Origin of the sequence: uncultured Turicimonas sp. (assembly GCF_902477955.1) — a bacterium.
Taxonomy (GTDB): Bacteria; Pseudomonadota; Gammaproteobacteria; order Burkholderiales; family Burkholderiaceae_F; genus Turicimonas.
Window position 1 is genome coordinate 35208 of sequence record NZ_CABSJB010000010.1, and the last position, 23783, is coordinate 58990.

Consider the following 23783-nt stretch of genomic DNA (forward strand, 5'->3'; position numbering starts at 1 on the left):
GATTCCTTGCTTACAGAAGCTCTTTCAACTCTTCTAAAAATCTTTCGTTTTGCTCTTTGGTACCAACTGTCACTCGGATCCATTCAGGCAAATCGTAAGAATTCATCTTGCGGACAATAATGCCCTTCTTTAGAAGTTCTCCCACAATCTTAGCCCCGTCTCCGACTTTGACCGTGATGAAATTTGAATGAAGTCCCATGTAGGGGAGTCCCAATTCATCAAAAGCTTTAGCAAGCTGTGCAATGCCTTCTCTATTGTTTTTGAGCGTTGTTTCCAAAAACTCCTGATCTCCTAAGGCTGCGATAGCAGCAAGCTGTGACAAATCGTTCACGTTGAACGGATGGCGTACACGGTTGATAAGCTCAAGCAGCTCCGGCTGAGCAATGCCGTAACCGACGCGGCAGCCGGCCAGGCCATAAGCCTTGGAGAAGGTCCTGGCAATAATAACGTTCGGGAAGCGTTTAACGATTTCCAATGAATCCGGCTGGAGTTCTTTCTCCAAGAATTCAACATAGGCTTCATCAAAGAGCACAACGACGTTAGAGGAAACTTTTTCTAAGAACTCGATGATTTCTTTTTCCGACAAATAAGTTCCTGTCGGATTGTTCGGGTTAGTTAAGAAGATTAAACGAGTATTTTCGTCGATCTGTTCAAGAATTCCCAGCAGGTCGGCATTGTAGTCGTCAGTTGCCGGAACCTCTCTGGTCTCTGCACCGCAGAGCTTAGCAACCATCGGATATAAGGAAAAGCTGTACTGCGGGATAATCGCATTTTTGCCTTCGGATAAAACGGTTTGGGCAGTTAAACCCAACAATTCACTCGAACCGCTGGTAATCACAAACCAGTCTTGCGGCAGACCGTATTTCTCGGACAAAGCCTTCTGCAGATAGCAGGAGTCTGCATCCGGGTAGCGGTTTAAGTTCAATGCTGCGTGAGCAATCTTATCTTTGACCTTTTGAGACATGCCGTAGGGATTTTCATTGGCCACGAGCATGATAATTTCACTAGGTTTCAGACCTAACTCAGCAGCCAATTCTTCAATCGGCTTGCTGGCAACGTATTTATCTAAAGCTTGAACCCATGCAGGAGTAGAAGTTGCAATATTGGTCACAGTTTTGCTCCGGTATTGTGTTTCGGTCCGAAATCCTCTTCAACGGGATAAGACCCTAAATTTTTAAAAAATGCGCATTCGTCTTTCAAATCGTTCAAGGCGCGGCTGATGTCCGGGGATTTGCAATGCCCTTCAATATCAATGTAGAAGTAGTACTCCCAGGTCCCGCTTCTTGCCGGACGGCTCTCAAACTTGGTCATCGAGACATTGTGATAGTCAAGCGGTTTTAACGCGTGATAAATCGCACCGGCCTTATGAGGAACGGAAATAATCAGCGAAGTTTTGTCTTTGGCTGGGGCTTTGGAAGGCTCGGTGCCCTGCTTTGCCAGCACCACAAAACGCGTACGGTTGCCCGCGTCGTCCTGAATATGCTCAAATACCGGCTTCAACCCGAATGCTTCGGCAGCGGTTTCACCTGCAATGGCCGCGATGGTCGGATCTTCAGATGCCTTTCTGGCGGCGTCTCCGTTGCTTGCTGCAGACATTCTCGGCAAATCCGGGACATTGCTGTTGAGCCATCCGACGCATTGACCTAAAGACTGAGGATGAGAATAAATTCTCGTGATGCCTTCAAGCGTGCCGGACTTTGTCAGCAGATTATGATGAACCGGAACGGATACTTCGGCGATAATCGACAAGCTGGTTCTGAGCAGAGCATCGAGGGTACGGTTTACCGAACCTTCCGTGGAGTTTTCCATCGGCACGATGCCGAACTGCGCGGTGCCGGCTTCAACTGCGCGGAAGACTTCTTCAATCTGGTCGCAGGCAATCCCTTGAATGGATCGGCCGAACTGCTTGAACATCGCCATCTCGCTGAAAGTTCCGCGAGGCCCCAAGAAAGCGACGGTCGTCTTTTTCTCTAAGGAACGGCAGGCACTCATAATCTCCTTGAAGATGCTGGAGATCCCTTCGGGCTTGAGTGTCCCGTCGCTGTGGTTTACAGCCATCAAAATAACTTCGTTTTCTCGCTCGGGACGATAGACGGGAGAATCGGTTTTGCCTTTAATTTCTCCGATTTTTCTGGCGTTCTTCGCTCTTTTATCCAGCAGTTCAACGATCTGAGCGTCAATCTGATTGATTTCTTCTCTCAGAGGCTGGATTTCTTTATCTGTGGAATGGGATTCTTGAGACATTGGGTCCTCTTCAGTGAGAAGCCTTGAAATCTTTCATAAACTCGGCCAATTTCTCAGTCGCTTCAATCGTCACGGCGTTGTACAAGGAAGCTCTCATGCCTCCGACAATGCGGTGTCCTTTGATGTTGACGATGTTTCTTTCTCTGGCTTTAGCGAGGAATTCATCATTGAGAGATTCATTAGCCAAATTAAACACGACATTCATCAAAGAGCGGCTGTCTTTTTCGACCTGATTTGTATAGAAACCGTCTGAGCCGTCGATCACGTCGTAAAGCATGGAACTCTTAACTACAGAGCGGCGGTGCATTTCTTGGACGCCTCCCTGGGCTAGAAGCCATCTGGAAACCAAGCAGGAAACATAAATCGCAAATGTCGGCGGTGTGTTGTACATCGACTCCGAATTGGCATATGTCAAATAATCCAGCATGGAAGGCGTTGTCGGAGAACAATTGCCCAACAAATCTTTCTTGACGATGACAACGGTAAGTCCCGCCGGCCCGAAATTCTTTTGTGCACCGGCATAAATCAAGCCGTACTTAGAAACATCGACAGGTTTGGACAAAAAGTCGCTGGACATATCGCTCACTAAAATAGCATCGGACTGCGGCACATAGTGGTACTGAATGCCGTTGACGGTTTCGTTGGAGCAGTAATACAGATAGCCTGCCCCGTCGGACATTGCGATTTCATCTTGTCTCGGAACCCTGTTGACAACTCGGGCGGCTTCAGCTGCACCACCGAGTTTTACCGCTTCTTTGAAAGCCTTTTGCGACCAAACGCCGTTGACCAGATAGTTGCCTGTGCCGTAGAAGTTGAAATTAAGAGGAACCATGGCAAATTCCATGTGACCTCCGCCCTGTACAAATAAAACTTCGTAGTCTTCAGAGATACCGTAGAGTTCACGCAGGTTCTTTACGGTTTCATAATAGATGCCCATAAAGTCTTTGCTTCGGTGGCTCATCTCCAGAACGGAAATGCCCGTCCCGTTCCAGTCGGGAAGTTCCTTTTGAACTTCCAGTAAAACTTCAAGAGGCAGCGGGGATGGTCCCGGTGCGAAATTCAGAACTCTATTCATCCTTTTTCTCCTCGTCATCGATTTCTTCGATGATTTCACCGGCGATGATCTCATCATCGCGTTTTTGGATTTCTTCCTGCTTTTCTTTTTCTTCTGCGATGGCTTCGCCTTCGAGCTGCTTAATTTGGTCTTCAGCAGAGCCGTCATCGTTTTCCGTAACGCGTTCTACACCGATGACTGTGACGCCCGGATCCATGGAAATTAAACGAACGCCTTGAGTATTTCTGCCCAGCACACGGATTTCATTGACTCGGGTTCTTACCAGTTTGCCGGCAGAGTTGAGCAGAATGATTTCATCATTGTCATTGACGAGCAAGGCGGAAACGACTTTACCGTTTCTTTCGCTGGTTTGAATGGAAATCATGCCCTTGGTACCGCGGCCGTGACGAGTGTAGTCATTGATAAGAGTACGTTTGCCGTAACCGTTTTCAGTAACGGTCAGGACGGTTACGTCTTCATCCTGGGCGACAAGCATCGCGATGACCTTGGAGTCGCCTTCCAATCTCATGCCTCGAACGCCTGTTGCGGTTCTGCCCATGCTGCGGACATCTTCCTCGGCGAAACGGACAGCTTTGCCTTCATCGTTAAAGAGCATAACGTCATGAACACCATCGGTGATAGCGGCGCCGATCAGATAGTCGCCTTCAACAAGGTTAACGGCGATAATGCCGGCCTTTCTCTGATTCTTGAAATCGCTGATCGGTGTCTTCTTAACTGTACCGTTGGCTGTTGCCATAAAGACGTACAAGTCTTTTTGGAAGTCCTCGTCGGAGATCGGAAGAACCACGGAAACTTTTTCGTCGTTAAGTTCGAGAAGGTTGACGATAGGACGGCCCTTAGAATTGGAAGAACCTTCCGGCAAATCCCAAACGTTAAGCCAGAACATTCTGCCCTTATCGGTAAAGCAAAGAAGAACGTCGTGGGTCGTAGCAACGAAGAGCTTGCTGATGATATCGCCTTCTTTAACTTCTGTCGCTTTTCTGCCTTGACCGCCTCTCTTTTGAGCACGGTATTCAGCGGAAGCCTGACTCTTGATGTAGCCGGTATCGGTCATGGTAACAACCATTTCGCGAAGCGGAATCAAATCTTTAGTCTTGAAGTCTTTGGCGTCGGCAACGATTTCGCTTCTGCGGGCATCGCCGTAGCTTTCTTGAACTTCACGCAAATCAGCAGCAATCTTCTGCTGCATCAAATCGCGGTTGTTGAGCAAGGTGACCAACTGATGAATCTCCTCAGCCAAGTCTGCATAATCTTTTTCGATGCGTTCATGCTCCAAGCCGGTTAATGTCTGCAGTCTTAACTGCAGAATGTTCTTGGCCTGCGCACTGGTCAAGTAGTAGGTACCGTCAGGCTGCAAGCCTTTGGTTAAGTCTTCTCCTTCCGGACGGAAATACTTCGGCTCGAGTTTGGTTCTGGAAATAAGCTCTCCGACCAAAGCAGACGGCCAGGATCTGGCCAACAATCTTTCTTCAGCTTCGGCTCCGTTAGCACTGGTCTTAATCACTTCGATAAATTCATCGATGTTGGCCAGTGCTACGGCCTGACCTTCCAAGAGATAAATCTTGGAGCGAGCTGTCTTCAACTGGAACAAGGCTGCACGGGTCGTGACTTCCCAGCGGTGGTTGATGAAGGCCTCGATGATTTCTTTGATATTAAGAAGCTTAGGCTGGCCGTCTACCAAGGCAACTAAGTTAATGCCGAAGCTGCTTTCCAATTCCGTCAGTTTGTAGAGGTTGTTAAGAACAACTTCCGTATTAGCGCCTCTCTTTAATTCGATAACACCGCGGATACCGTCTTTATCGGATTCATCACGAACGAAAGAAATGCCTTCAATCTTCTTTTCTGAACCGAGCTGGGCGATTTTTTCCAGCATCTGGCTCTTATTAACCTGGTACGGAATTTCTTTAACGATGATGGCTTCTCTATCGGTGCCTTCGATTTCTTCAATTTCCGTCTTAGCACGGATAATAGCTTTGCCGCGGCCGGTTCTGTAGGCTTCGCGAATGCCTCCTAAACCGTAAATGATGCCGCCTGTCGGGAAGTCAGGAGCCGGAAGCAGTTCCATGATTTCATCGATAGTGCAGTCAGGACGGTCAAGTACTAAAAGACAAGCATTAATGGCTTCAACAATATTATGAGGAGGAACGTTAGTAGCCATACCCACGGCAATACCGGCAGAACCGTTAATCAAGAGTGTAGGCACTCGGGTCGGAAGAACGGTCGGCTCCACTTCGCTGGCATCGTAGTTCGGCACGAAGTCAACGGTCTCTTGATCAATGCCGGCAAGCATATCGGAAGCGATACGGGTCATTCTGACTTCGGTATAACGCTGAGCAGCCGGGCTGTCACCATCAACCGAACCGAAGTTTCCTTGCCCGTCGACTGTGCAGTAACGCATGGAGAAGTCTTGGGCCATACGGACGATAGTTTCGTACGCAGCTGCGTCGCCGTGAGGATGGTATTTACCGATGACGTCACCGACCACACGAGCTGACTTTTTATACGGACTGCGGTAAGTATTGCCGAGTTCGCTCATGGCATAAAGCACACGGCGGTGCACCGGCTTTAAACCGTCTCTGACATCCGGCAGAGCACGTCCCATGATCACGCTCATGGCGTAATCCAAATAAGAGGTCTGCATCTCGTCGGTCAGATTTACTTTCTCGTAATGAGTCTCGAGAATGTCGCGGATATCGTCTTTATCTTTAGGTGACTTGGCCATCTAAATATTCCTTCTTACTTATATACAGATATAGTGAATCCGTAGATTTTAATTTAGATAAGCCTTTAAATCGCTCAAAAATAGCATTATTTTGTTTTTATAATATCGTCTTGCGATAGTATCGTTATGAGTAAGTATTTATGAATGGTCGAATTGTTCACCCAGGAATTATTTTGAAGCAGTCTTTCTTAGATCCGCTCAAAATCACGGCTTACCGATTAGCTAAAGAGACAAAAATCAGTCAAACAAGAATCAGCGAGATTATTCAAGGCAAAAGAGCTATCTCTATAGACACAGGCTTAAGGCTTTCCAAATTCTTTCGACTTGATGACTCATTTTGGCTGCAAGCTCAAATGATCTACGACATTCAAAAAGCAAAAGAGAAATTGGAAGAAGAGATAGAAAAGATTCGGCCTTATGACGCCTAAATGATTTCAAATATTGAATCGAATTCCGTCAATTCGGGCATTTTTATAAAGTGAGAATTATTCGCAATAAGAGTTTTGAAACAGTTTTTCGGAAGCAAAACTTTACTAGGCACAACAACCGCTCTTTGTAAAAGAATCTTCTTCCTATTCAAGGAATTAAGACTCTAATATCACTTTTCTTCCTATTTGCCAACAAACATAATTGCTACTTTTAATTTCCAAAAGCGTTACAATCCGTTTCCGTTAGTTGGCATCAAAAAAAGTGCTGACTCTTTTGTTTTCGGCATAGGTGCTTCTCAAGCGTTGCCCGTTTTGGAGGTCGAGGCAGATCCAAAATGTTTCGTTAGTACACAATTACAAACAAGATGTTTTGGATGGAAAAATTTTACTGTTGTTTAGAAACAACAGTAATTTTCGAAATTCACGGAACGGAGGCACGACTCTCGGAAAGAAACGCTATGTCGTGGCAAAATAGTGAGTGTGAGATACTATGGGCGGCTAATTTAGTGCGCCGTTTGGTACACTCGATATTGATTACGGCCGTTCCCTATAAAAATGCCGTATCATGTTGTTTTATCTGCATCAAAGAGGAAAATGATGAATACAAAGACAAAAATCGGAATGCTTATTGCTTCCCTCGCAATGGCTGCTTCCGGCGTAGTTTGTTCAGCTGATGCGCCTGCAAATCCTTACGTTCAGGCCGCTGGCAAGACATTGAAGACAGCCTACGGTTTGTGCGTTCGCACTGGTTACTGGACACCTGCTCTTGCTGAAGCTCAGGGCGCTCTCGGCCAGAACTGCGACTGCGATACAGACATCATCAAATGTGAAGCCGGCGCTGAAAAAGTTGTCCTTTCTGCTGACACACTCTTCGCTTTCGACAAAGCTGTTCTTAAACCTGAAGGCAAGGCAATGCTCAAGGAACTCACAAGCCGTATGGCTGGTTTGAACCTCGACGTTGTTATGATCAACGGCTATGCTGACCGTATCGGCGGTGCTGCTTACAACTTGAAGCTCTCTGATCGCCGTGCTAACGCTGTTAAGGCTTTCTTGGCTGAAAACGGTGTTCCAGCTGCCCGCATCCACGCTGAAGGTAAAGGTCAGGCTGATCCGGTTGTTGATTGCCCGAACCCATCCAAGGCTGGCGAAATCAAGACATTCCAACAGTTGATCAACTGCTTGCAGCCTAACCGCCGCGCTGTTATCGAAGTTGTTGGTACACGTCCAGCAAAGTAATGCATAACTAATGCGTACAGGGACCTCCGGGTCCCTTTATTTTTATGACTCCAGAAATCTTTCTTTTTGACTTTGACGGTACGTTGGTTGATTCTGCTCCTGACCTTGCAGCAGCGGCCAATCATTTACGTCTGGTAAGAAACCTCCCTCCCGTCCCCTACGATAAACTCAAGGTGACCGCCTCCAGCGGAGCCAGAGGTTTGATTAAAGCCGCCTTTGACATGGATCCAGGCTCTCCGGGTTATGAAGAGATAGTCAAGGAGTTTTTAGATTACTACCAGGATCATTTAGCTGACCACAGCGGCCTCTTCCCCGGAGTGCAAGAAGTTTTGAACTGGTTTGACGATAATTCGATCGTTTGGGGTGTTGTTACCAACAAACATGAACGTTTTACTTATCCGCTTATCGAGGCATTGAGAATCCATCCTCATGTGGTCGTGTGCGGAGACACGCTTCCGGAAAGAAAACCCTCTCCTCTGCCCTTGATTTACGCGACAGAAAAAGTCGGTAAAGACATCACCAAGGGTATTTATTGCGGCGACGATAAACGCGATATTACGGCAGCCAACTCTGCTGAGTGCTTTAGCATTGCGGCCCAATGGGGATATCTCGGAAAAACCTATCCGATTGAAGAGTGGGGAGCCGATTTAATCATGCGCAATCCGAGCGAGCTAATTCGTTTTCAGATCCCCTAATTTGCCATACTTAAGACAATCTTTTGTTAGAAAAATAATAAGGGGTTGTCATGGGCAAGAAACTGTATATTACCGGGGGTATAGCAGCCGGCTTAGTTTTGGTTTATGCAGCCGGCGGTTTCTGGGCCATCCCAGCGAGCACTAACTGGGCACTCAAAAAATACGTTGATCCTTTGCTTGATCGTGAGGTCACAACGGAGAAAGTGGAATTTAATCCGTTTACTCTGCATTTAAACGTCAAAGGACTGAATGTTCAGAAATCAGGTACCCCTGACGCCCTTCTCCACATCAAAGAAATCGATACAAAGCTGAAATGGACCTCACTTTTCAAGCTTGCTCCTCTGGTTCAGCATTTCAAAGTTGACCAGCTTCAAGCCAACATCGTTCGCACCGGATTAGCAACATTTAATTTCTCGGACATTATTGATAAGTTTGTTAATCAGCCCGAAGAGCCAAAAGAAGAGGACAAGGACAAAAGTCCTCAGAAGTTCAGTATTGACAACTTCGAGATTATTAATTCCGGCGTCAAACTTGACGATAAATTCAGAGGAAAAGTAGACGAGATAACGGATCTTCAATTCGCGCTTCCTTTGATTTCTAACTTTGAGACTCAGGCGGAAAATCCGATTACTCCGAAACTGTCTCTTAGATTTGACGGCGAACCTTTATCTATTGATGCTCAGAGCCTTCCCTTCTCGATTTCGAAGAAGACGGGGGTTGATTTTGAGCTGAAGTCGCTGAATCTTTCCAATGCCGCTTCCTTTAACCCAGTTCCGCTGAATGCTCACATCGTCGGCGGCACGGCAGATGCAAAACTTAACTTAGCTTTTGCGAATGAAGACGCCAAGATCCATGAAGTTAAGCATTTGCGTCTCAAGGGTCAAATCACAATCAATAATCTTGTTGTTCAGGACGATGTCAATAAACCGTATGACGTCTTGAAGGTTAAGAGGATTGATGCAAATCTGAAAGAATTTGCGCTTTTTGCCCAACGTCTCGATTTCGGCGAAATCAGAGTTACGGATCCTGACGTTGTCGTGACAAGAAATACCGACGGATTAAATCTCGCGATTTTGGCTCAGAACATTATCAAGGAAGATGATTCTTCCAAGGCTAAATCTCAAGATCAGGCTCCTGCCGCAACCGAAGAAACAGCGAAAGAAGCCCAAGAAACAACTTCTGCCCAAACTGATAAGCCCGAATCCAAGGTTTCTGCCGAAGAGGCTGTCACGGCTGAAGCTAAACCGGAATCCACGGCTTCTGCGGCAGCAACCGAGAATAATGAAACAGCCCCTGCTGCAAAGGCCGCCGAAGCATCAAAACCAACTTCGGAAGCTAAAGTTCAAACTAAAGAAAATGTTGAAGCTGCTTTCGAAGGAACAAAACAAAAACCGGAGCCTGCTGCTCAGTCAGAAACGAAGATTTCCCAAGATAAGTCCGATACCCAGGCCGCAGATACCATCAAGACTGAAGCTAAGCCGGAAGATAAACCTGTTGCTGCAGCCCCAATGAAAGCTGCTGACGTTTCTACAGCAAAACAAACTGCAGAAACTGCAACTTCTCCTGCTTCTGCCAATGCAAATGAGAAGGCAGAGCCAGCAGCAAAAGCTGACGAAACACCTACTTCCGATCTAACAGCTAAACCAGCTTCCGAGAATACCGCAAAGCCGGAAAGCAAACCGGAGACTAAGCCAACTTCTGAGGCAGAAAAGACCGAAACCTCGGCTATTGTCGGTAATGAATCCGGTGGAACTCAACCTACTCCTAAAGCCACACCGGAAGCGCAAGAAAAGGCAGAACCTGCTGTCAAAGCTGACGAAAAAGCAAGTCCTGAAGACCAGCAAAAAGCTATTTCCGATGCGGAACCTAAGCCTGCTTCCAATGATGTAGCCAAGACCGAAACCAAGCAGGATACAAAGGCAGCGGAACCTGTGAAGAGTAAAACTTCCGTCCCGACAGCTAAGGAACCTGCTGCAGCTGACTCTGCCACATCGACCCAACCGGCAACACAAAAAGCAGAAGCTGCCGCAAAGACCGACCACTCTGCAGTTCAAAACAAAACAATTAAATCGGCTCCAAAACCTGCCGTAAAGACTTCACCTAAGAAAGAGCCCAAACCCGCTCCGAAGGCTGTGTCCAAGCAGACAGCTCCGACGCATCCTGTTGTTAGTGCGGCAGAATCCGCGGTCCCCGCTCCTCAGAGCAACGTCATAAGAGAAACAATCGAGTACATTCCGCAGTCTGCTCTACCGGGAACCTCTTCTTCCGTTCAAACGCAGCAGCCGGTTCAGCCGGCTCCTAAGACACCTGCAGCAACGCCTTCCGAACCGGCACAAGAAACGGTTGTTCCCGGAGCAACGTTTATTCCGCCGGGAGAAATAAGAGAAACTGTCACACCGCTTTCTCAGCTTGAGGCAACTCCTTCATATGCCAGAATTGCATCGGTTCAGGCATCACACGGCTCCGTGACTAGCACTTCTGCCGCTGTAAACCTTGTTAACTATCTGTTGAGTCCTGCTTCAGCTCAAACAACGGATAAGGCTGACCCTGCGGCAGCGGAAGGGACTTCAAAAGTTTCAGAGGCACCTAATACTACTGAAGCGGTGGCCCCAACTGGACTTGAACCTGCCGAGGCAAAGGCAGAAACTTCTCCGACAGCGTCGGCAGCTGCGGAAACCACAGAATCGAACAGCTCTGCGCTGCCAGCCCCTCAGGCCGCTGAAGCTGGACCAAAGGTTTCTGCAGAACCTCAGGCTGCGGGCCCGGCTCCTCAGACAGATCAGCCTGCGGTTCAGTCTTCTGATGTTCGGGCGGACACCGCGGCTCAGAAGGCTGAAGAAGTCGTCTCGACTCCTCAGCAAACTCAATCAAATGCAGAATCCGACGTCAAGACAAGCGTTGGACAATCAGTTCCTGCTGCACAATCTACTGACTCAGGAACGCCATCTGCTTCCGATCAGCCGGCGTCCTCGGCTGAAGCAACCGAACAACTTGCTTCTGAGCCTCAGGCAAACACTCAAACTTCTGAAAACGCCGCTCCCGGCTGGTATTGGAATTTCGATAAGATTTCCGTTGTAAACGGAACAGTTAACTTCACTGACAATACGGTTAAATTCCAACAGAACCTTTCTAATATCAATGCAACCGTTTCTTCACTTAACGGAGAAAAAGGAAGCAAAGCTAACTTTGAAGCTAATTTGAATGTTCTTGACGGAAATGTTGAAGCAAAAGGTGACGTAAGTCTCACGCCATTGGTAATCAACATTGAAGAAACCACAAAAGATCTGAATATTCCTAAAGTAATGCCGTACATCAGTCCCTTCGTGGCTGCCAAGATTAATGACGGCAAACTTTCTAATCAAGGCAAGATTACTCTTGATTTGAGTCAGGCAATCCCTAACATTGGGTTTACAGGAAGCGCGGGGGCGTCTTCCGTCGCCGTTGCCGATGCTAACAATGTTCAGGTCGCTAAGTGGAATTCCTTGAATGTCAGCAATATCGATGTGAAGAGCGGAAAGAATATTTCCGTTGCTTTGGGAGATATCGCACTGGCAGGGCCATCTGTGAACGTTATTAGGTTCTCCGACGGTACGTTTAATTTTGACAAGCTGACTAAGAGCACGCCCTCAACCGCACACGCCGCCGATCCTAAGACTGCGGCTAAAGCCGAACCGGCTCCCGCGGTTTCTTGGAATATTGGCAAAACCACGGTCTCCAACGGCCAGATTCAATTTAATGATCAGACCGTTAACTTCAGCAAGACCATTTCTAACCTTGCAGCTACGGTTTCGGGACTGTCTAGTCAGCCGGGCACGTCCTCAGCCTTTACAGCATCTTTCGGTGCTCTTAGCGGAAGCTTGAATGCATCCGGATCCTTCAACCTATCTCCGTTCAAACTTAACCTGAAGGAATCGGTTAAAGGACTCCATCTCGCTGAGTTAACTCCTTATATCAAGCAGTTTACAAATGCCCACGTCGTCAACGGTCAATTGACAAGTCAAGGTGATGTTGCGGTGAAATTAGGAGGATCAGCTCCAGAGATTACCTTCAATGGAAATTCTGAAGCAACTTCCATTAACCTGACGGATGCACAAGGAACACCCTTTGCTAAGTGGCAAGATCTAAAAGTAACGGGAATTAATTTCTCAAGTGACTCAAAGCTATCCCTTGTCGTTAAGAACATTGCCTTATCTTCTCCTTCTTTCTATATTGCAAAGAGTGCCAAGGGCAAATTCAATATCGAGACTCTGGTTAAGTCAGAGAGCAAAGCTCCTGTGAAAACAGCGTCTTCCGCAAAAGCGACGATTAAGACAAGCAATTCTAAAGCCTCAGGCACTTCGTCCGGACTTCCCAGCATTACCCTGGACAAGATATCCATTAACAATGGATCTGTCTTCTACAAAGACAGCGCAATGGAACCTGAATTCACTCTTCACTTATCAGCTCTTAAAGGAAGTCTCACAGACTTTACGACTGCTAAAGGAACACCGGCTAATCTAGATGTCACCGGTAACCTTAACGGAACGCCGATGAGTGCGAAAGGCTCCATTGCTCCGTTTGCTAAATCGTTATCTCTAAACTTAGACGGTTCGGTCACTTCTCTGAATATGCCGATCCTCTCGCCTTACTCAGTTGAATTTACCGGCTATCCGATTAAACAAGGCCAGGTGACATACAAAGGGGCGTATAAAATTGACAATGGAGAACTGACATCCACCAATAACATCGTAATTAACAAACTTGAATTCGGAGCCGTCAGCCCGAAAGCAAAAGAAACTTTGCCGGTGGGCTTAGCAGTCTCTCTGCTTCAGGACAGATCCGGGCAAATTGATTTGAACCTTCCGGTCACTGGTTCGTTGAATGATCCTGAATTCTCTGTTGGCGGCATTATCGTCAAGGTAATCGTCAACTTAATTACGAAAGCTGTAACGGCCCCGTTTGCTCTTATCGGCTCGATGTTCGGAGGAGAAAATCTTGATTTGAATAATCTTGTCTTCGTAACCGGCTCAGCCCGTTTGAACGATCAGACTGAAAAAGCTCTTGCCGTTGTCGGCAAAGCCATGACTGAAAGACCAGGCATCAAGATTCAAATTACCGGCATCGGCAATACTGCTCTGGATGAAAAAGGTCTCAAAGAAAAACGCTTAATGAGACAAATGATCTTCTCAATTTACCGTGACAGTACAAGTTCTACGGATGCGAAGAAATTGACGCCGGTTCAAATGAACCAAGCCATTAGGAATCTTTTCAAAGAAAGTGATGCTCCGAATAAGCCGAAGACAGATAAACCTCAGGAAATGATGGACTTCTTAATGCAGAACATCAGAGTACCGACGCAAGATCTGCAGGAATTAGCAACAAGAAGAGCAGAAGCCGTCAGAAATTATCTGATTAACAAAGAAAAGATCAAACCTGACCGTCTGTTCGTGGTGGCCGGTGATGTCATTGACAATGCCGGAAATACTGCTGGCGTTAAACTCGAACTCCAGCAATAAAAATAACTTGACAGATACCCCCACATAAAATATACTGAAATATTAGCACGTGGGGGCGACCTGGTTTCGACAGGGGTCATGAGATGATTGGACGCGTGCCGAGGTGTGAGTCCCTCGCTAAACCACTTACGAAAAATTAAACGCCAACGATGAGCGTTTCGCTCTCGCCGCTTAATTAGGCGAGACGCTGCAACCGGTTCGCTTTTAGATCGGGCTGCGAAAGCAGCGGCAGCGACATACTATAAAAGCTAGTCAGTTTTGGAGTTGTGACGAAGCTGGCGAAGTTCAGCAACTGGCTGTTGTCCGGCATCGCTAATTTGCAGAGATAACAGTGAGAACTAAAATGAATTAGACACGCACGTAGAGGCTGTTGTTGATAACTTCTGGACGCGAGTTCGATTCTCGCCGCCTCCACCAGAACCGATTTAATCCGAGAGTAGAAAGCTCGGATTTTTTATTTATACTTTTAAGGTAAAGAAAGGGACTCGACTTCTTCCCGAATACCTTTTCCTGTAATTTAAGCGGCCTGAGTTTGATCGCTACGCAAGGTTTAATTCATGGAGAAGTGTCAGAGAAAGCTTCACTTTCGAGGACATGTACCGAGTGAAAATCCCCCTTCCCCCGATCGAGACGTAAAAGGCGATCGTTTCTTTGTATCACTGTGCAGAAGAGGCAAGAAAATAGCAGAAGAAGCCAGAGAAACTTTAAAAACGGCAATTCCTGCAATGATTCAAAGTGCGGCTCATCACCAATTGGAGGATTTACGTGAGAGAAATTGATAGAAACAGTCTCGAGAAAGCTAAATTGCTGTTTTCTACGGGCGCAATAAAAACAATAGAAGTAGGAACCTTCAAAGGTTTGCAAGAGATCCATAAATATCTGTTTGAAGGCCTATACGACTTTGCCGGAGAGGTGAGACAACAGAACATTTCTAAAGGTGGGTTCAGGTTTGCTAATGCTTTGTACCTTGTAGAAGCTTTGTCAAAGATCGAAACAATGCCGGAAGGGTCATTTGAAGAGATAGTTTCAAAGTATGTAGAAATGAATGTTGCTCATCCCTTCATGGAGGGAAATGGTCGATCAACCCGCATATGGCTTGACCAAATTTTGAAAAAGCGTCTGGGAAAAGTTGTTGATTGGCAGAAGGTTGATAAAACACTTTATCTTCAAGCGATGGAACGAAGCCCGATTAATGACTTGGAACTTCGGTTCCTTCTTCAACAGGCGTTAACTGAAGATGTGGAAGATCGGGAAATGATTTTTAAAGGAATCGAGCAATCTTATTATTACGAAGAACCGTAAGGAGAATAAACAGAATATAGCAGTTCATCAGGCATTAAGCGTTGTTTACTTTTTCAAAGGATTATCTAAAGGCATTCTTGAACTCTATCTTGAGTCAAAGAAGTTGAACCTTGATATTGAACGGCTAATTGGAGATGACGGACAGTCTTACTGGAGAGAGCGAGTTGAAGAGGAGAAAAGAAAGGAGTGCCGTTTGGATTGCGGAGAAATTGCTAATCTAATACATAATTCTAAAAATCTGTTATCTATTTTAGGCGATGGATTATAATTGGTCATAAATATGGAGTTTATTTATGGCTGGCAGAAGACGAAAGTACGTTCCCTCCCTAAGCGACTTGGACAGGAAAACTTTGAGTGAAATTCTTTCTTCCCGCAAACAGGAACTCAGAGCCTACCAGAGGGCTCAAATGATTTTTTTAGCCGCAGAAGGCAAGAGCAACACCCAAATTAGCGAAGAACTGAAAGTGACCCGTCCTGTCGTCAATAAAATTATTAAACGTTTTTCCTCAGCCGGTCTCGACGCAGCTCTTAGTGATGCGGCACGCAGCGGACGCCCTAAAGAGCTCAGCCGAGAAGAGCGCGCTTGGATTTTGGGATTGGCCTGCACTAACCCTAAAGATTTACCGGACGGCCCGGTCATGCAGCTATGGTCAAATTCGGCATTGTCTCAATACGTCCGGGAGCACTGCGAACAAATGAACTTTCCCCGTTTACGTACTGTCGCCGATTCAACGATCTGGTATTTGTTAAATGCCAATGAATTAAAGCCGCATAACATCAGATACTACCTTGAAAAGAAAGACCAAGAATTTGAATATAAAGCTCAGAAGGTTCTGTTGCTCTATAAAAGAATCGAATGGATAACGCAATTATCGAAAAGATATGGACACGCTGAGCAGTGCGAACTCTTGAGTTCTGAGGTTTTTATTTCTTACGACGAAAAGTCGGGAATTCAGGCCATTGAAAATTTGCATCCGGACCGCAGTCCACATAAAAATAATGGCTTTGTTCGCCGAGACTATGAATACGTTAGACACGGCACAATCTCATTATTGGCAGGGATAGACTTAATTACCGGAACGGTGCATGGACTGGTTAAAGAATCTCACAAATCATCGGATTTTATAGATTTCCTCAAGGCCATGGACGCCCGTTATCCTGAGGCTCAAACCATTAATATCATACTAGATAATCATTCAGCTCACCGTTCGAAAGAAACATTAGCTTATTTAGCGACCGTTCCCAACAGATTTAAATTTACATTTACGCCCAAACACGCCTCGTGGCTCAACCTTGTAGAGGCCTTCTTTGGGAAAATGGCTCGAACCTGTTTGAAAGGGCTTAGAGTTAAGTCAAAGGAGGAGCTGACTGAACATATAACCAGATGGCTTGAACACATCAACAATGATCCCATTGTGTACAGGTGGAAGTGGAATCTAGAAGATATTGAGCACGCCTTTACGTAATTGATAACGAATTTTTAGAATCATGTACTAGCAAACGAAAACGGCTTAAATTTTATTTCTGAAGCTATTGAGTATTCACCTTTTTCAATGCATGTTATGCGACTACGTAAATTACCCTCAAAATGAACACACCTTTTTTGAGACACTTAAACGGCCGAAATTGGTGTTTTTGTCTCCTTCAATTCTAACCCTAGAAATCTGGTTGAATTACGGACTCTTCAACCGATGGCAGTGCTGAAGGCTCAGGGATCTGCCTCAATGGTCGTAGAGGGAAAGCGAAGAGTACAGTCTGGTTGGCTCATGGCAGATTCTTTGTGAATGATTGATGAGCCTATTGTCACCTTCATCAAAAACTCTTCATCACAGTCATGGGAACCTTACAATTTTACTTTGGACATTAGTGATTCATATTAGATTGTTGCATACCTATACTTTTTGGCTTTTGGCCTTTTATCAAGTCTTTTATGGGTTAGTCGTAATTGACAGGTCGTACGGAGAAACGACGAGGTTATAATCAACTGAAGATACTTCTTCAATTCTCGATAGATCAATATTGAAAGCTTCTTTTGCTTGTTCACGAGAAACTAGAGGATCGTAAACGTCAACTAGAACCCCTACTTCTTCAAGGAGAATTTTTAAAGCCGGAACTTTACTGTTCCTCAAATCTGTAACGTTCGGTTTAAAGGAGAGTCCTTTTATCAAAACTCTTTTACCTTCATAGGGAAATTGGAGAATTTGCAAAATTCTCCGATAGAGAGAGAAAATGATACTTTCGTTAGTAACGCGAGCCTGTTTTACTAAAGGAAGAACAATACCTTTCTCTTGTGCTTTCTCTATTAGATAATAGGGATCAACAGCTATACAATGTCCACCAACTAACCCCGGATGAAATTTTATAAAGTTCCATTTTGTTGAAGCGACACGAAGTACTTCGTCTGTTGAAATATCCAGTCTTGTTAAGCAAGACCATATCTCGTTCATTAGGGCTATATTGACATCCCTTTGAATATTTTCCAACAGCTTAGCCGCTTCGGCTACCTCTATTGATGATGAAAGACATACATCCCGAACAATTAATTTGTAGAGATTTGATATGTTGACAAGACTTTTTTCGTCAATGCCCGAAACTACCTTTACGATGGTAGATAGCGTATGCTGCTTATCTCCGGGGTTGATCCGTTCAGGTGAAAACCCAAGAAGAAAATCACTTCCGACTTTTAATCCCGAGACCTGCTCTAACAAAGGAAGACAAACTTCTCTAATGCATCCGGGATATACCGTTGACTCATAAACAACGCAGGTTCCGGTTTTCATCACTTCACCGACTAACCTAGTTGCAGATAAAAGACAAGACAAATCTGGCTTATTATTCTCATTCACCGGAGTCGGAACAGTAATGATATAAACGTCCCTATCCATAAGCTCACTCACATCTGACTCTAGCCGTCCAGTCAGGTTCAAAAGAATTTTGTCACCAAACTCACTATTACAGTCTACCCCCCCCCGTAACGCTGTTATTCTTCCCTGATCAACATCGAAACCCACAACGTCATCTAAAACTTTTGAAAATTCGATGAACAAAGGAAGACCAACATAACCACAACCTATTACAGCTATTTTGGGAGAACACTTAGTCTTTAACATCAACTCTTCAGTTCGCATATTCTTCTACTGAATTATCTTTTAAGAAATACTTATGAGTGCAATCTGGATAGTTTGCCCAGCCGTTATTATCAAATTCTAATTTATTGCCGAATCGATCTACCCATCCTCTATGCCGGGCAGGATTTCCGGCAACAAGCTCAAAATCTTTAACAGATCTTGTTACTACAGAACCGGCACCCACAAGAGCATATCGCCCGATTTCGTTATTACACAAAATTACGGCATTCGCACCTATCGAGGCTCCAGTTTTGATAAGAGTCTTTTTAAACTCATGTTTCCGATTAATCTCAGAACGAGGGATAAGAATATTGGTAAAAACACAAGAAGGACCCAAAAAAACATTGTCTTCTATTTCAACTCCCGAAAAAAGTGAAACATTGTTCTGAATTTTTACTCCATTGCCAACTTTTACATTTGGGGCCACGAAGACATTTTGTCCTAATGAACAGTTCGTACCAATTTTTGAACCTGTTGATATATGACAGAAATGCCAAATAACAGTCCCCTCCCCGATCTCTGCTCCCCTATCTACAACTGATGAAGGATGAATTTTTACATAGGCCACATTAACACCTAAAAAAATGTTTGACAGTATCTATCACTTTCTCCTGTTCAAGCTCTGTCATTGAAGGAAAACATGGAAGCGACAAAACAACATTAGCTAATTGTTCAGAAACATGCAGATCCGAGCCCTTTCTAATAAAAGAAGAATATGCCGATTGACGATGAATTGCCTGCGGGTAATAAACCCGAGCGCTGATTCCATGAGACAATAAGTAATCTTTGAGAGCATCCCTCTGTTTTTGGTCAACCTTTATTGTGAACAAGTTAAGAACTTCCAATCCTCCGCTATCTAAAAGCAATTCGATTTCTGAGATTTTTTGAAATTCCGACAGGTAACGTTGGGCGATCTCCTTTCTTTTTGTGAATGCAGCATTTAGAGTGGACATATTCTGAAGCAAAACCAATGCTTGAATAGTGTCAAGACGAGAGTTGAATCCAATTTCATCATGAAAATATTTTCTACTCTGACCGTGACTCAAAATACGACGAATTTTAAGAACCAATTCATCTTCCTCTCTGTTGACAAAAATAGCCCCTCCATCGCCCCAGCATCCTAGATTTTTCGTTGGAAAGAACGAAGTACATCCAAGATCGCCTATCGTCCCCAATTTTTTTCTTTTCCCTCCAACGAAACATTCACTGCCGAAAGATTGTGCTGCATCCTCGATCACAGGCAAGTCATTCGCCTCAGCAAACTGCATAATTTCATTCATCGAAGCTGCCGAGCCAAATAGATGAATTGGAAGTATCGCCTTTGTCCTCGAAGATAAAGCGCCAGCTAAAAGTGCTGGCTCCATATTGCATGTGTTCCAATTAACATCAATAAGAACTGGTCTAATGTTAAGGATGCACATCATTTCAACCGCTGCAGGAAAACCAAATGCCGGCGTGATAACTTCATCCCCCGGCTTCAAATCTAGGGCCATCAAGGATGCCATTAGAGCATCCGTCCCATTTGCCGTTGTCAGTACCGAATAAGTTTCGAGATAGTTCGTGAGAGTATTTTCTAACTCATGCACCTCCTCTCCTCGTATAAAAGCTCCTCGAGAAATGAGACTGTCAAGACGTTGTCTAAATTTTTCAGACACTCCGTGACATACGCACTCAGGTCGAAATATGGGGACATTCATTTTTCGTAAATTTCCCCAAGATTATGACCAAGACGGATACTTTCACATAAACTTACCGTTGCCCAAGCATCTTCCAAGCCGAAACCGCGCCCTGCAAGTATTTCTTCATAGCTTTTCGTATGCAAGTCTGTAAAACCTTTTGTGAAGTCCACAGAATGACCATTTAACGTCATTTCTCTATAAGAAACTTCTCCGGCTTCTCTGGTTTTCTCCGGAAGATCCTCTTTTTTAATGCTTAGAAAAAAATCAACTTCCGCCCGAGGCGTTATCAACGAACCCTGCAATCTTTCGGACGTTTTCTCCCCGATAGAGTAAGAAGACGGAAAGCCGAAGAGCTCAATGAGCATATCGAAGAAGTGAATTCCTATATTAGTTTCTATTCCCCCGGCTTTTCTTACATCATATTTCCAACTTTTTTTATACCAGGGTCCCCTGGAGGTAACATATTTAAGAGAAACCTTGAGCTTCTCCTTTAGTTCCTCGTCTGCAAATTGCCCATCTAATTTCTTCTTTAATTCTTGGATGTGCGGATGAAGACGAAGCTGGAGAATGCAATAGACTTTACGTGCATACTTTCTCTCCAACCGTTCTATCTCCAGCAAATCGTTAGTTGTCAGCGCAAGAGGCTTTTCGCAAATCACATTGAATCCATGGGACAATCCAAATGAAATATGAGGAACATGAAGATAATTAGGTGTACAGATAGTTAAAAAACGCGATCCAAGAGAACTATTTTTGACGTTACAAAGGGTAGGATCCTGTAATGCCTTATCAAGCTCTTCCATCGATAAAACAAATTTGCAATTAGGAAAGTAACGATCCAAAACCCCTACACTATCTGAAGTATCGCATGCATAAATAAGCTCACTTCCTGTAGACTGAATTGCTGCCATATGCCTGGGAGCAATATAACCTGCGGCTCCAACTAATATAAACTCATTGCTTGCCATGTTTGTCCTTTTCCAAGCCTCCGGCTGGGCTTAACCAACTTAATCGGAAATTTTCCCAGAGAACAGTTTTTCTCATAGCACCTAGAAGAGGCAGATTTTAATTGATGAATTTTGAATATTAAGACACTTTACTGATCGTGCAGGAGTTAGTTTAACAAGTCCTGCATATGGGAAACTTAAGTATTTGCACGTAATTTAGGGCGTAAAGAAAATTTTTTTATCTTCGAGCTCTAACATATCAGAAATCATCTTTCTTATTACAAATATTATGGATATTTCAGTTATTGTTCCGGTTCATAACAGTGAGATATATTTAGAAGCTTGCTTAAAAACTCTCCATGAACAAACACATCAAGCAGCAGAGTTTATCGTTATAGACGACGGCAGCGATGACAAAAGCGGTGCCATTTGCGATGCTTTCGCCGCGGTCGACAAAAGGTTTGTCGTCATACATCAGAAACCAGCCGGAACCTTAGTAACTCGAAAAAGAGCTTTCGCCCTCGCTACGGGAAAATGGTGCATCTGTCTGGATGCTGATGATAAGCTGCCGTTTAATAGAGTTCTTGAAATTGAAGTTAAGTTAGCTAACCATCATGACGTGGATATACTTCGTTTTGACATGGAGTGTTTCGGAGCAACTCCAGAAAAAATTAAAAATTATTTGAATTTTAGAAAAGAATGGCAAGGTTCTATTCATTCTCCATATCTGATATTGGACGCAATTTACAACAAAGCTCAAATTGGCTGGGGAATGGCTGACAAAATCTATCGCACGGCTACGGTCCACAAAACACTCCCATTTCTTGAAGAACCTTTTCTTTGTTGCGGAACTGATTGTTATCAGCTGTTTCTTATTTCTTATTTTTCCTCAACCTTCAAGTCCATCAAAACTGAACCCCTATACAGTTATAGGATCGGCTCAGGCATCTCCACTTCTGAAACAAATCTCGACAAATTTAAAGAACAAGCTAAGATACTCTTTATTCCAAATTACCTCCGAGATTTTCTGACCAAAGAACAACAACTTTCAAAATACGAAGCTATGTTATCTGCATTGAGCTTCCGCCTTATTGATGCCACCATTAGCCGGTTCGACCTCGTCCAATATCCTGATTCAAATAGTGCTTTTGATTTACTTCTTCTCAATCCGTCATTAATAAAAGAAGTTATTGAACAATTAATCCGACGATATCAAACAAACCAACTCGAACTTGCAGAAAAAATTTCCGAAAGCAGAATCTTTGAAGGCAAACCAAAGAAAATAAAAAGAGTAGGGATCTTTTATCATCGCTACTTTAATGGCGGCACTGAAAAAGTTATCTTCCACCAAATTCCGCTATTAATAGAGAACGGTTTCGAAATTTTTTTTGATTACAGAGATTATTGATAAGAAGCAGGAGTACTTCCTACCTTCGGAAGTTAAAAGGATCTGCCTTCCTAAAGAATTCCAGAATGGACGTGCACAAGGACTTTTTCGCGCCTTACAGCACAATAAAATAGACCTCATCATATATCACGCCCCGTGCTCCCCTACTTTGTTTTTTGACAACCTCGTCGTTAGGTCTTGTGGTTCTGCATTTATCGTAACTTGTCATAATTTTGCGCCCTCAACCATCTCTTTATTTAGCCCTCATTGGGGGAAATACTCTAGTTACTTTAAAACCGTCGATGCCTTAATTACTTTAACTTCTGTCGAACGCGATCTTTTCTCTGCTTATGAAATTCCTTCTTTTTTAATACCAAATCCACTTTTTCCTCCAATTTGCGCAAAAGGAGCTTCCGATTTGGAACCTCGTCCCTCCTCCTTCGATAAGAACAAGAAGCACATTATTTGGATTGGAAGACTAGAGAATATTCAGAAAAACTACATAGAAGCCATGGAGATATTTAAAAACATCTGCTCGACTTTACCTGATGTTACTTGTCACATAATTGGTAAGGGAGAAACTCCCTTAGAAGAAAAATATGTTCGGCAATTTATCTCAGATAATGATTTGGAACAACGAATCATTTATGAAGGCTTCTTAACCTCGGCCGACAAGTGTTTCAAGTACGCCGACATTCATCTTATGACGTCAACATTTGAATGCTTCCCCATGGTTCTTTCTGAGGCTATGAGTTATGGCGTACCAACTGTTCTGTATGAAATGCCTTACTTAGAACTTATTAAAAATAACAAAGGCTGCATTTCTGTGCCCCGACATCATGTAGAGAAAGCTAGTCAAGAAATTTTAAGACTTTTAACGAACGAAACTGAAAGACACGATTGTTCTCAAAAAACTTCAGAAGCCTATCGTTCATACCTCGCCTCCAACCTAAGCCACATTCAAGGACTAATGAGCTTAATTCACAAAATAGAAGAGGCTCGTGTAGCCAAACCTCAACGAAACGATAGTTTTATAGAACTTTGGGAAAGCTTTGTTTCCTTTCAAACGGAAACTAATTATCAACCCAAAGTTAACATTAAAGAAATCCAAATTTCTGCCTATGATCAAAAAAAGATTTCACGCTATGACAACTGTCTAAGTTTTTTTCTTAATTTTGCGCCTAAAGACAGCTACAGATATTCTTTCTCCAAAAGAATAGCAAAATGGCTGTATTCAATCATTAAGGATAAGAATATCAAACGACAAGATTGATCTTCCTACGAATAAATGTAAACACACTATCGAGTGGCAAGCCCCTACTAAATTAGGGGCGTTATCTTAATTACGAGTTCTTTTAGAATGGTAGTTTCAGAGGAAAGACCTTGTATAGTTAAAGCCGAAGTCAAGTTTTTTCATCGTCTTTCCCAGTCCACCCGTAATTGTT

The 23783-nt window shown here is 44.2% G+C and carries 16 protein-coding genes and 1 other RNA gene; 9 read left to right on the forward strand and 8 right to left on the reverse strand.

Features of this window, described 5'->3' with window-relative positions; genetic code table 11:
• Positions 1-10 precede the first annotated feature (10 nt).
• From hisC to gyrA, 4 genes are read right to left on the reverse strand one after another with little or no spacing between them, the layout of a single operon-like run.
• Positions 11-1111: a histidinol-phosphate transaminase gene (hisC, locus tag RDK53_RS04450; protein ID WP_308513480.1), complete on the reverse strand. Its 1101-nt coding sequence runs from the start codon at positions 1109-1111 to the stop codon at positions 11-13.
• Positions 1108-2244 carry a prephenate dehydratase gene (pheA, locus tag RDK53_RS04455; RefSeq protein WP_308513481.1) on the reverse strand — a complete coding sequence of 379 codons (1137 nt, stop codon included), beginning with the start codon at positions 2242-2244 and terminating at the stop codon, positions 1108-1110. Before pheA ends, hisC begins: the two co-directional genes overlap by 4 nt.
• Positions 2245-2254: 10 nt before the next feature.
• Positions 2255-3319, reverse strand: coding sequence for a 3-phosphoserine/phosphohydroxythreonine transaminase (gene serC, locus RDK53_RS04460; RefSeq protein ID WP_308513482.1), 1065 nt, complete (start codon positions 3317-3319; stop codon positions 2255-2257).
• On the reverse strand, positions 3312-5960 hold the full coding sequence (gene gyrA / locus RDK53_RS04465; RefSeq protein WP_374041562.1) for a DNA gyrase subunit A: 2649 nt from the start codon (positions 5958-5960) through the stop codon (positions 3312-3314). The genes serC and gyrA overlap by 8 nt, the downstream gene beginning before the upstream one ends.
• A 221-nt stretch (positions 5961-6181) precedes the next feature.
• Between gyrA and RDK53_RS04470 the strand changes: the two genes are divergently transcribed.
• The 7 genes from RDK53_RS04470 (at position 6182) to RDK53_RS04500 (ending at position 16663) form a co-directional block, all read left to right on the forward strand.
• Complete coding sequence (locus tag RDK53_RS04470; protein ID WP_308513484.1) at positions 6182-6469, forward strand: HigA family addiction module antitoxin; 288 nt, start codon at positions 6182-6184, stop codon at positions 6467-6469.
• 594 nt (positions 6470-7063) lie between these two features.
• Positions 7064-7705, forward strand: a complete 642-nt coding sequence (locus RDK53_RS04475) for an OmpA family protein (RefSeq protein ID WP_084081398.1) — start codon at positions 7064-7066, stop codon at positions 7703-7705.
• A gap of 44 nt (positions 7706-7749) precedes the next feature.
• Positions 7750-8400 carry an HAD-IA family hydrolase gene (locus RDK53_RS04480; protein WP_277030331.1) on the forward strand — a complete coding sequence of 217 codons (651 nt, stop codon included), beginning with the start codon at positions 7750-7752 and terminating at the stop codon, positions 8398-8400.
• A 50-nt stretch (positions 8401-8450) separates the two neighbouring features.
• Entirely contained in the window at positions 8451-13895 is a 5445-nt protein-coding gene (locus RDK53_RS04485) for a DUF748 domain-containing protein (RefSeq protein WP_308513485.1), read from the forward strand.
• Positions 13896-13946: 51 nt separating this feature from the next.
• Positions 13947-14312, forward strand: a transfer-messenger RNA (tmRNA) gene (ssrA, locus tag RDK53_RS04490).
• A gap of 318 nt (positions 14313-14630) precedes the next feature.
• Complete coding sequence (fic, locus tag RDK53_RS04495) at positions 14631-15197, forward strand: protein adenylyltransferase Fic (protein WP_374041561.1); 567 nt, start codon at positions 14631-14633, stop codon at positions 15195-15197.
• Positions 15198-15490: 293 nt separating this feature from the next.
• A complete protein-coding gene (locus tag RDK53_RS04500; RefSeq protein WP_308513486.1) occupies positions 15491-16663 on the forward strand; it encodes an IS630 family transposase in 1173 nt (390 codons plus the stop codon).
• A gap of 462 nt (positions 16664-17125) precedes the next feature.
• Here RDK53_RS04500 and RDK53_RS04505 read toward each other — a convergent pair whose 3' ends face one another.
• The 4 genes from RDK53_RS04505 to RDK53_RS04520 are packed head-to-tail and all read right to left on the reverse strand — an operon-like array spanning position 17126 to position 20972.
• Positions 17126-18325 carry a nucleotide sugar dehydrogenase gene (locus tag RDK53_RS04505; RefSeq protein WP_308513487.1) on the reverse strand — a complete coding sequence of 400 codons (1200 nt, stop codon included), beginning with the start codon at positions 18323-18325 and terminating at the stop codon, positions 17126-17128.
• Positions 18315-18893 (reverse strand): acyltransferase, encoded by a 579-nt coding sequence (locus RDK53_RS04510; protein WP_066591011.1) that lies wholly within the window; start codon positions 18891-18893, stop codon positions 18315-18317. Before RDK53_RS04510 ends, RDK53_RS04505 begins: the two co-directional genes overlap by 11 nt.
• Before the next feature lies 1 nt (position 18894).
• Complete coding sequence (locus tag RDK53_RS04515) at positions 18895-20022, reverse strand: DegT/DnrJ/EryC1/StrS aminotransferase family protein (RefSeq protein WP_066591009.1); 1128 nt, start codon at positions 20020-20022, stop codon at positions 18895-18897.
• Positions 20019-20972: a Gfo/Idh/MocA family protein gene (locus tag RDK53_RS04520; protein WP_277041564.1), complete on the reverse strand. Its 954-nt coding sequence runs from the start codon at positions 20970-20972 to the stop codon at positions 20019-20021. Before RDK53_RS04520 ends, RDK53_RS04515 begins: the two co-directional genes overlap by 4 nt.
• 268 nt (positions 20973-21240) lie before the next feature.
• Here RDK53_RS04520 and RDK53_RS04525 point away from each other — a divergent pair, with 268 nt between their 5' ends.
• Together RDK53_RS04525 and RDK53_RS04530 are read left to right on the forward strand one after the other, a co-directional pair.
• Positions 21241-22359: a glycosyltransferase family A protein gene (locus tag RDK53_RS04525; protein ID WP_308513488.1), complete on the forward strand. Its 1119-nt coding sequence runs from the start codon at positions 21241-21243 to the stop codon at positions 22357-22359.
• Positions 22340-23611 carry a glycosyltransferase gene (locus RDK53_RS04530; protein WP_308513489.1) on the forward strand — a complete coding sequence of 424 codons (1272 nt, stop codon included), beginning with the start codon at positions 22340-22342 and terminating at the stop codon, positions 23609-23611. Before RDK53_RS04525 ends, RDK53_RS04530 begins: the two co-directional genes overlap by 20 nt.
• Positions 23612-23783: the final 172 nt, after the last annotated feature.

Bases quoted from the DNA above. Each gene is read 5' to 3' on its own strand.
- pheA (WP_308513481.1), bottom strand. From the start codon at position 2,244: ATGTCTCAAGAATCCCATTCCACAGATAAAGAAATCCAGCCTCTGAGA.
- serC (WP_308513482.1), bottom strand. From the start codon at position 3,319: ATGAATAGAGTTCTGAATTTCGCACCGGGACCATCCCCGCTGCCTCTT.
- gyrA (WP_374041562.1), bottom strand. From the start codon at position 5,960: ATGCAGACCTCTTATTTGGATTACGCCATGAGCGTGATCATGGGACGT.
- RDK53_RS04470 (WP_308513484.1), top strand. From the start codon at position 6,182: ATGAATGGTCGAATTGTTCACCCAGGAATTATTTTGAAGCAGTCTTTC.
- RDK53_RS04475 (WP_084081398.1), top strand. From the start codon at position 7,064: ATGATGAATACAAAGACAAAAATCGGAATGCTTATTGCTTCCCTCGCA.
- RDK53_RS04480 (WP_277030331.1), top strand. From the start codon at position 7,750: ATGACTCCAGAAATCTTTCTTTTTGACTTTGACGGTACGTTGGTTGAT.
- RDK53_RS04485 (WP_308513485.1), top strand. From the start codon at position 8,451: ATGGGCAAGAAACTGTATATTACCGGGGGTATAGCAGCCGGCTTAGTT.
- RDK53_RS04500 (WP_308513486.1), top strand. From the start codon at position 15,491: ATGGCTGGCAGAAGACGAAAGTACGTTCCCTCCCTAAGCGACTTGGAC.
- RDK53_RS04505 (WP_308513487.1), bottom strand. From the start codon at position 18,325: ATGCGAACTGAAGAGTTGATGTTAAAGACTAAGTGTTCTCCCAAAATA.
- RDK53_RS04515 (WP_066591009.1), bottom strand. From the start codon at position 20,022: ATGAATGTCCCCATATTTCGACCTGAGTGCGTATGTCACGGAGTGTCT.
- RDK53_RS04520 (WP_277041564.1), bottom strand. From the start codon at position 20,972: ATGGCAAGCAATGAGTTTATATTAGTTGGAGCCGCAGGTTATATTGCT.
- RDK53_RS04525 (WP_308513488.1), top strand. From the start codon at position 21,241: ATGGATATTTCAGTTATTGTTCCGGTTCATAACAGTGAGATATATTTA.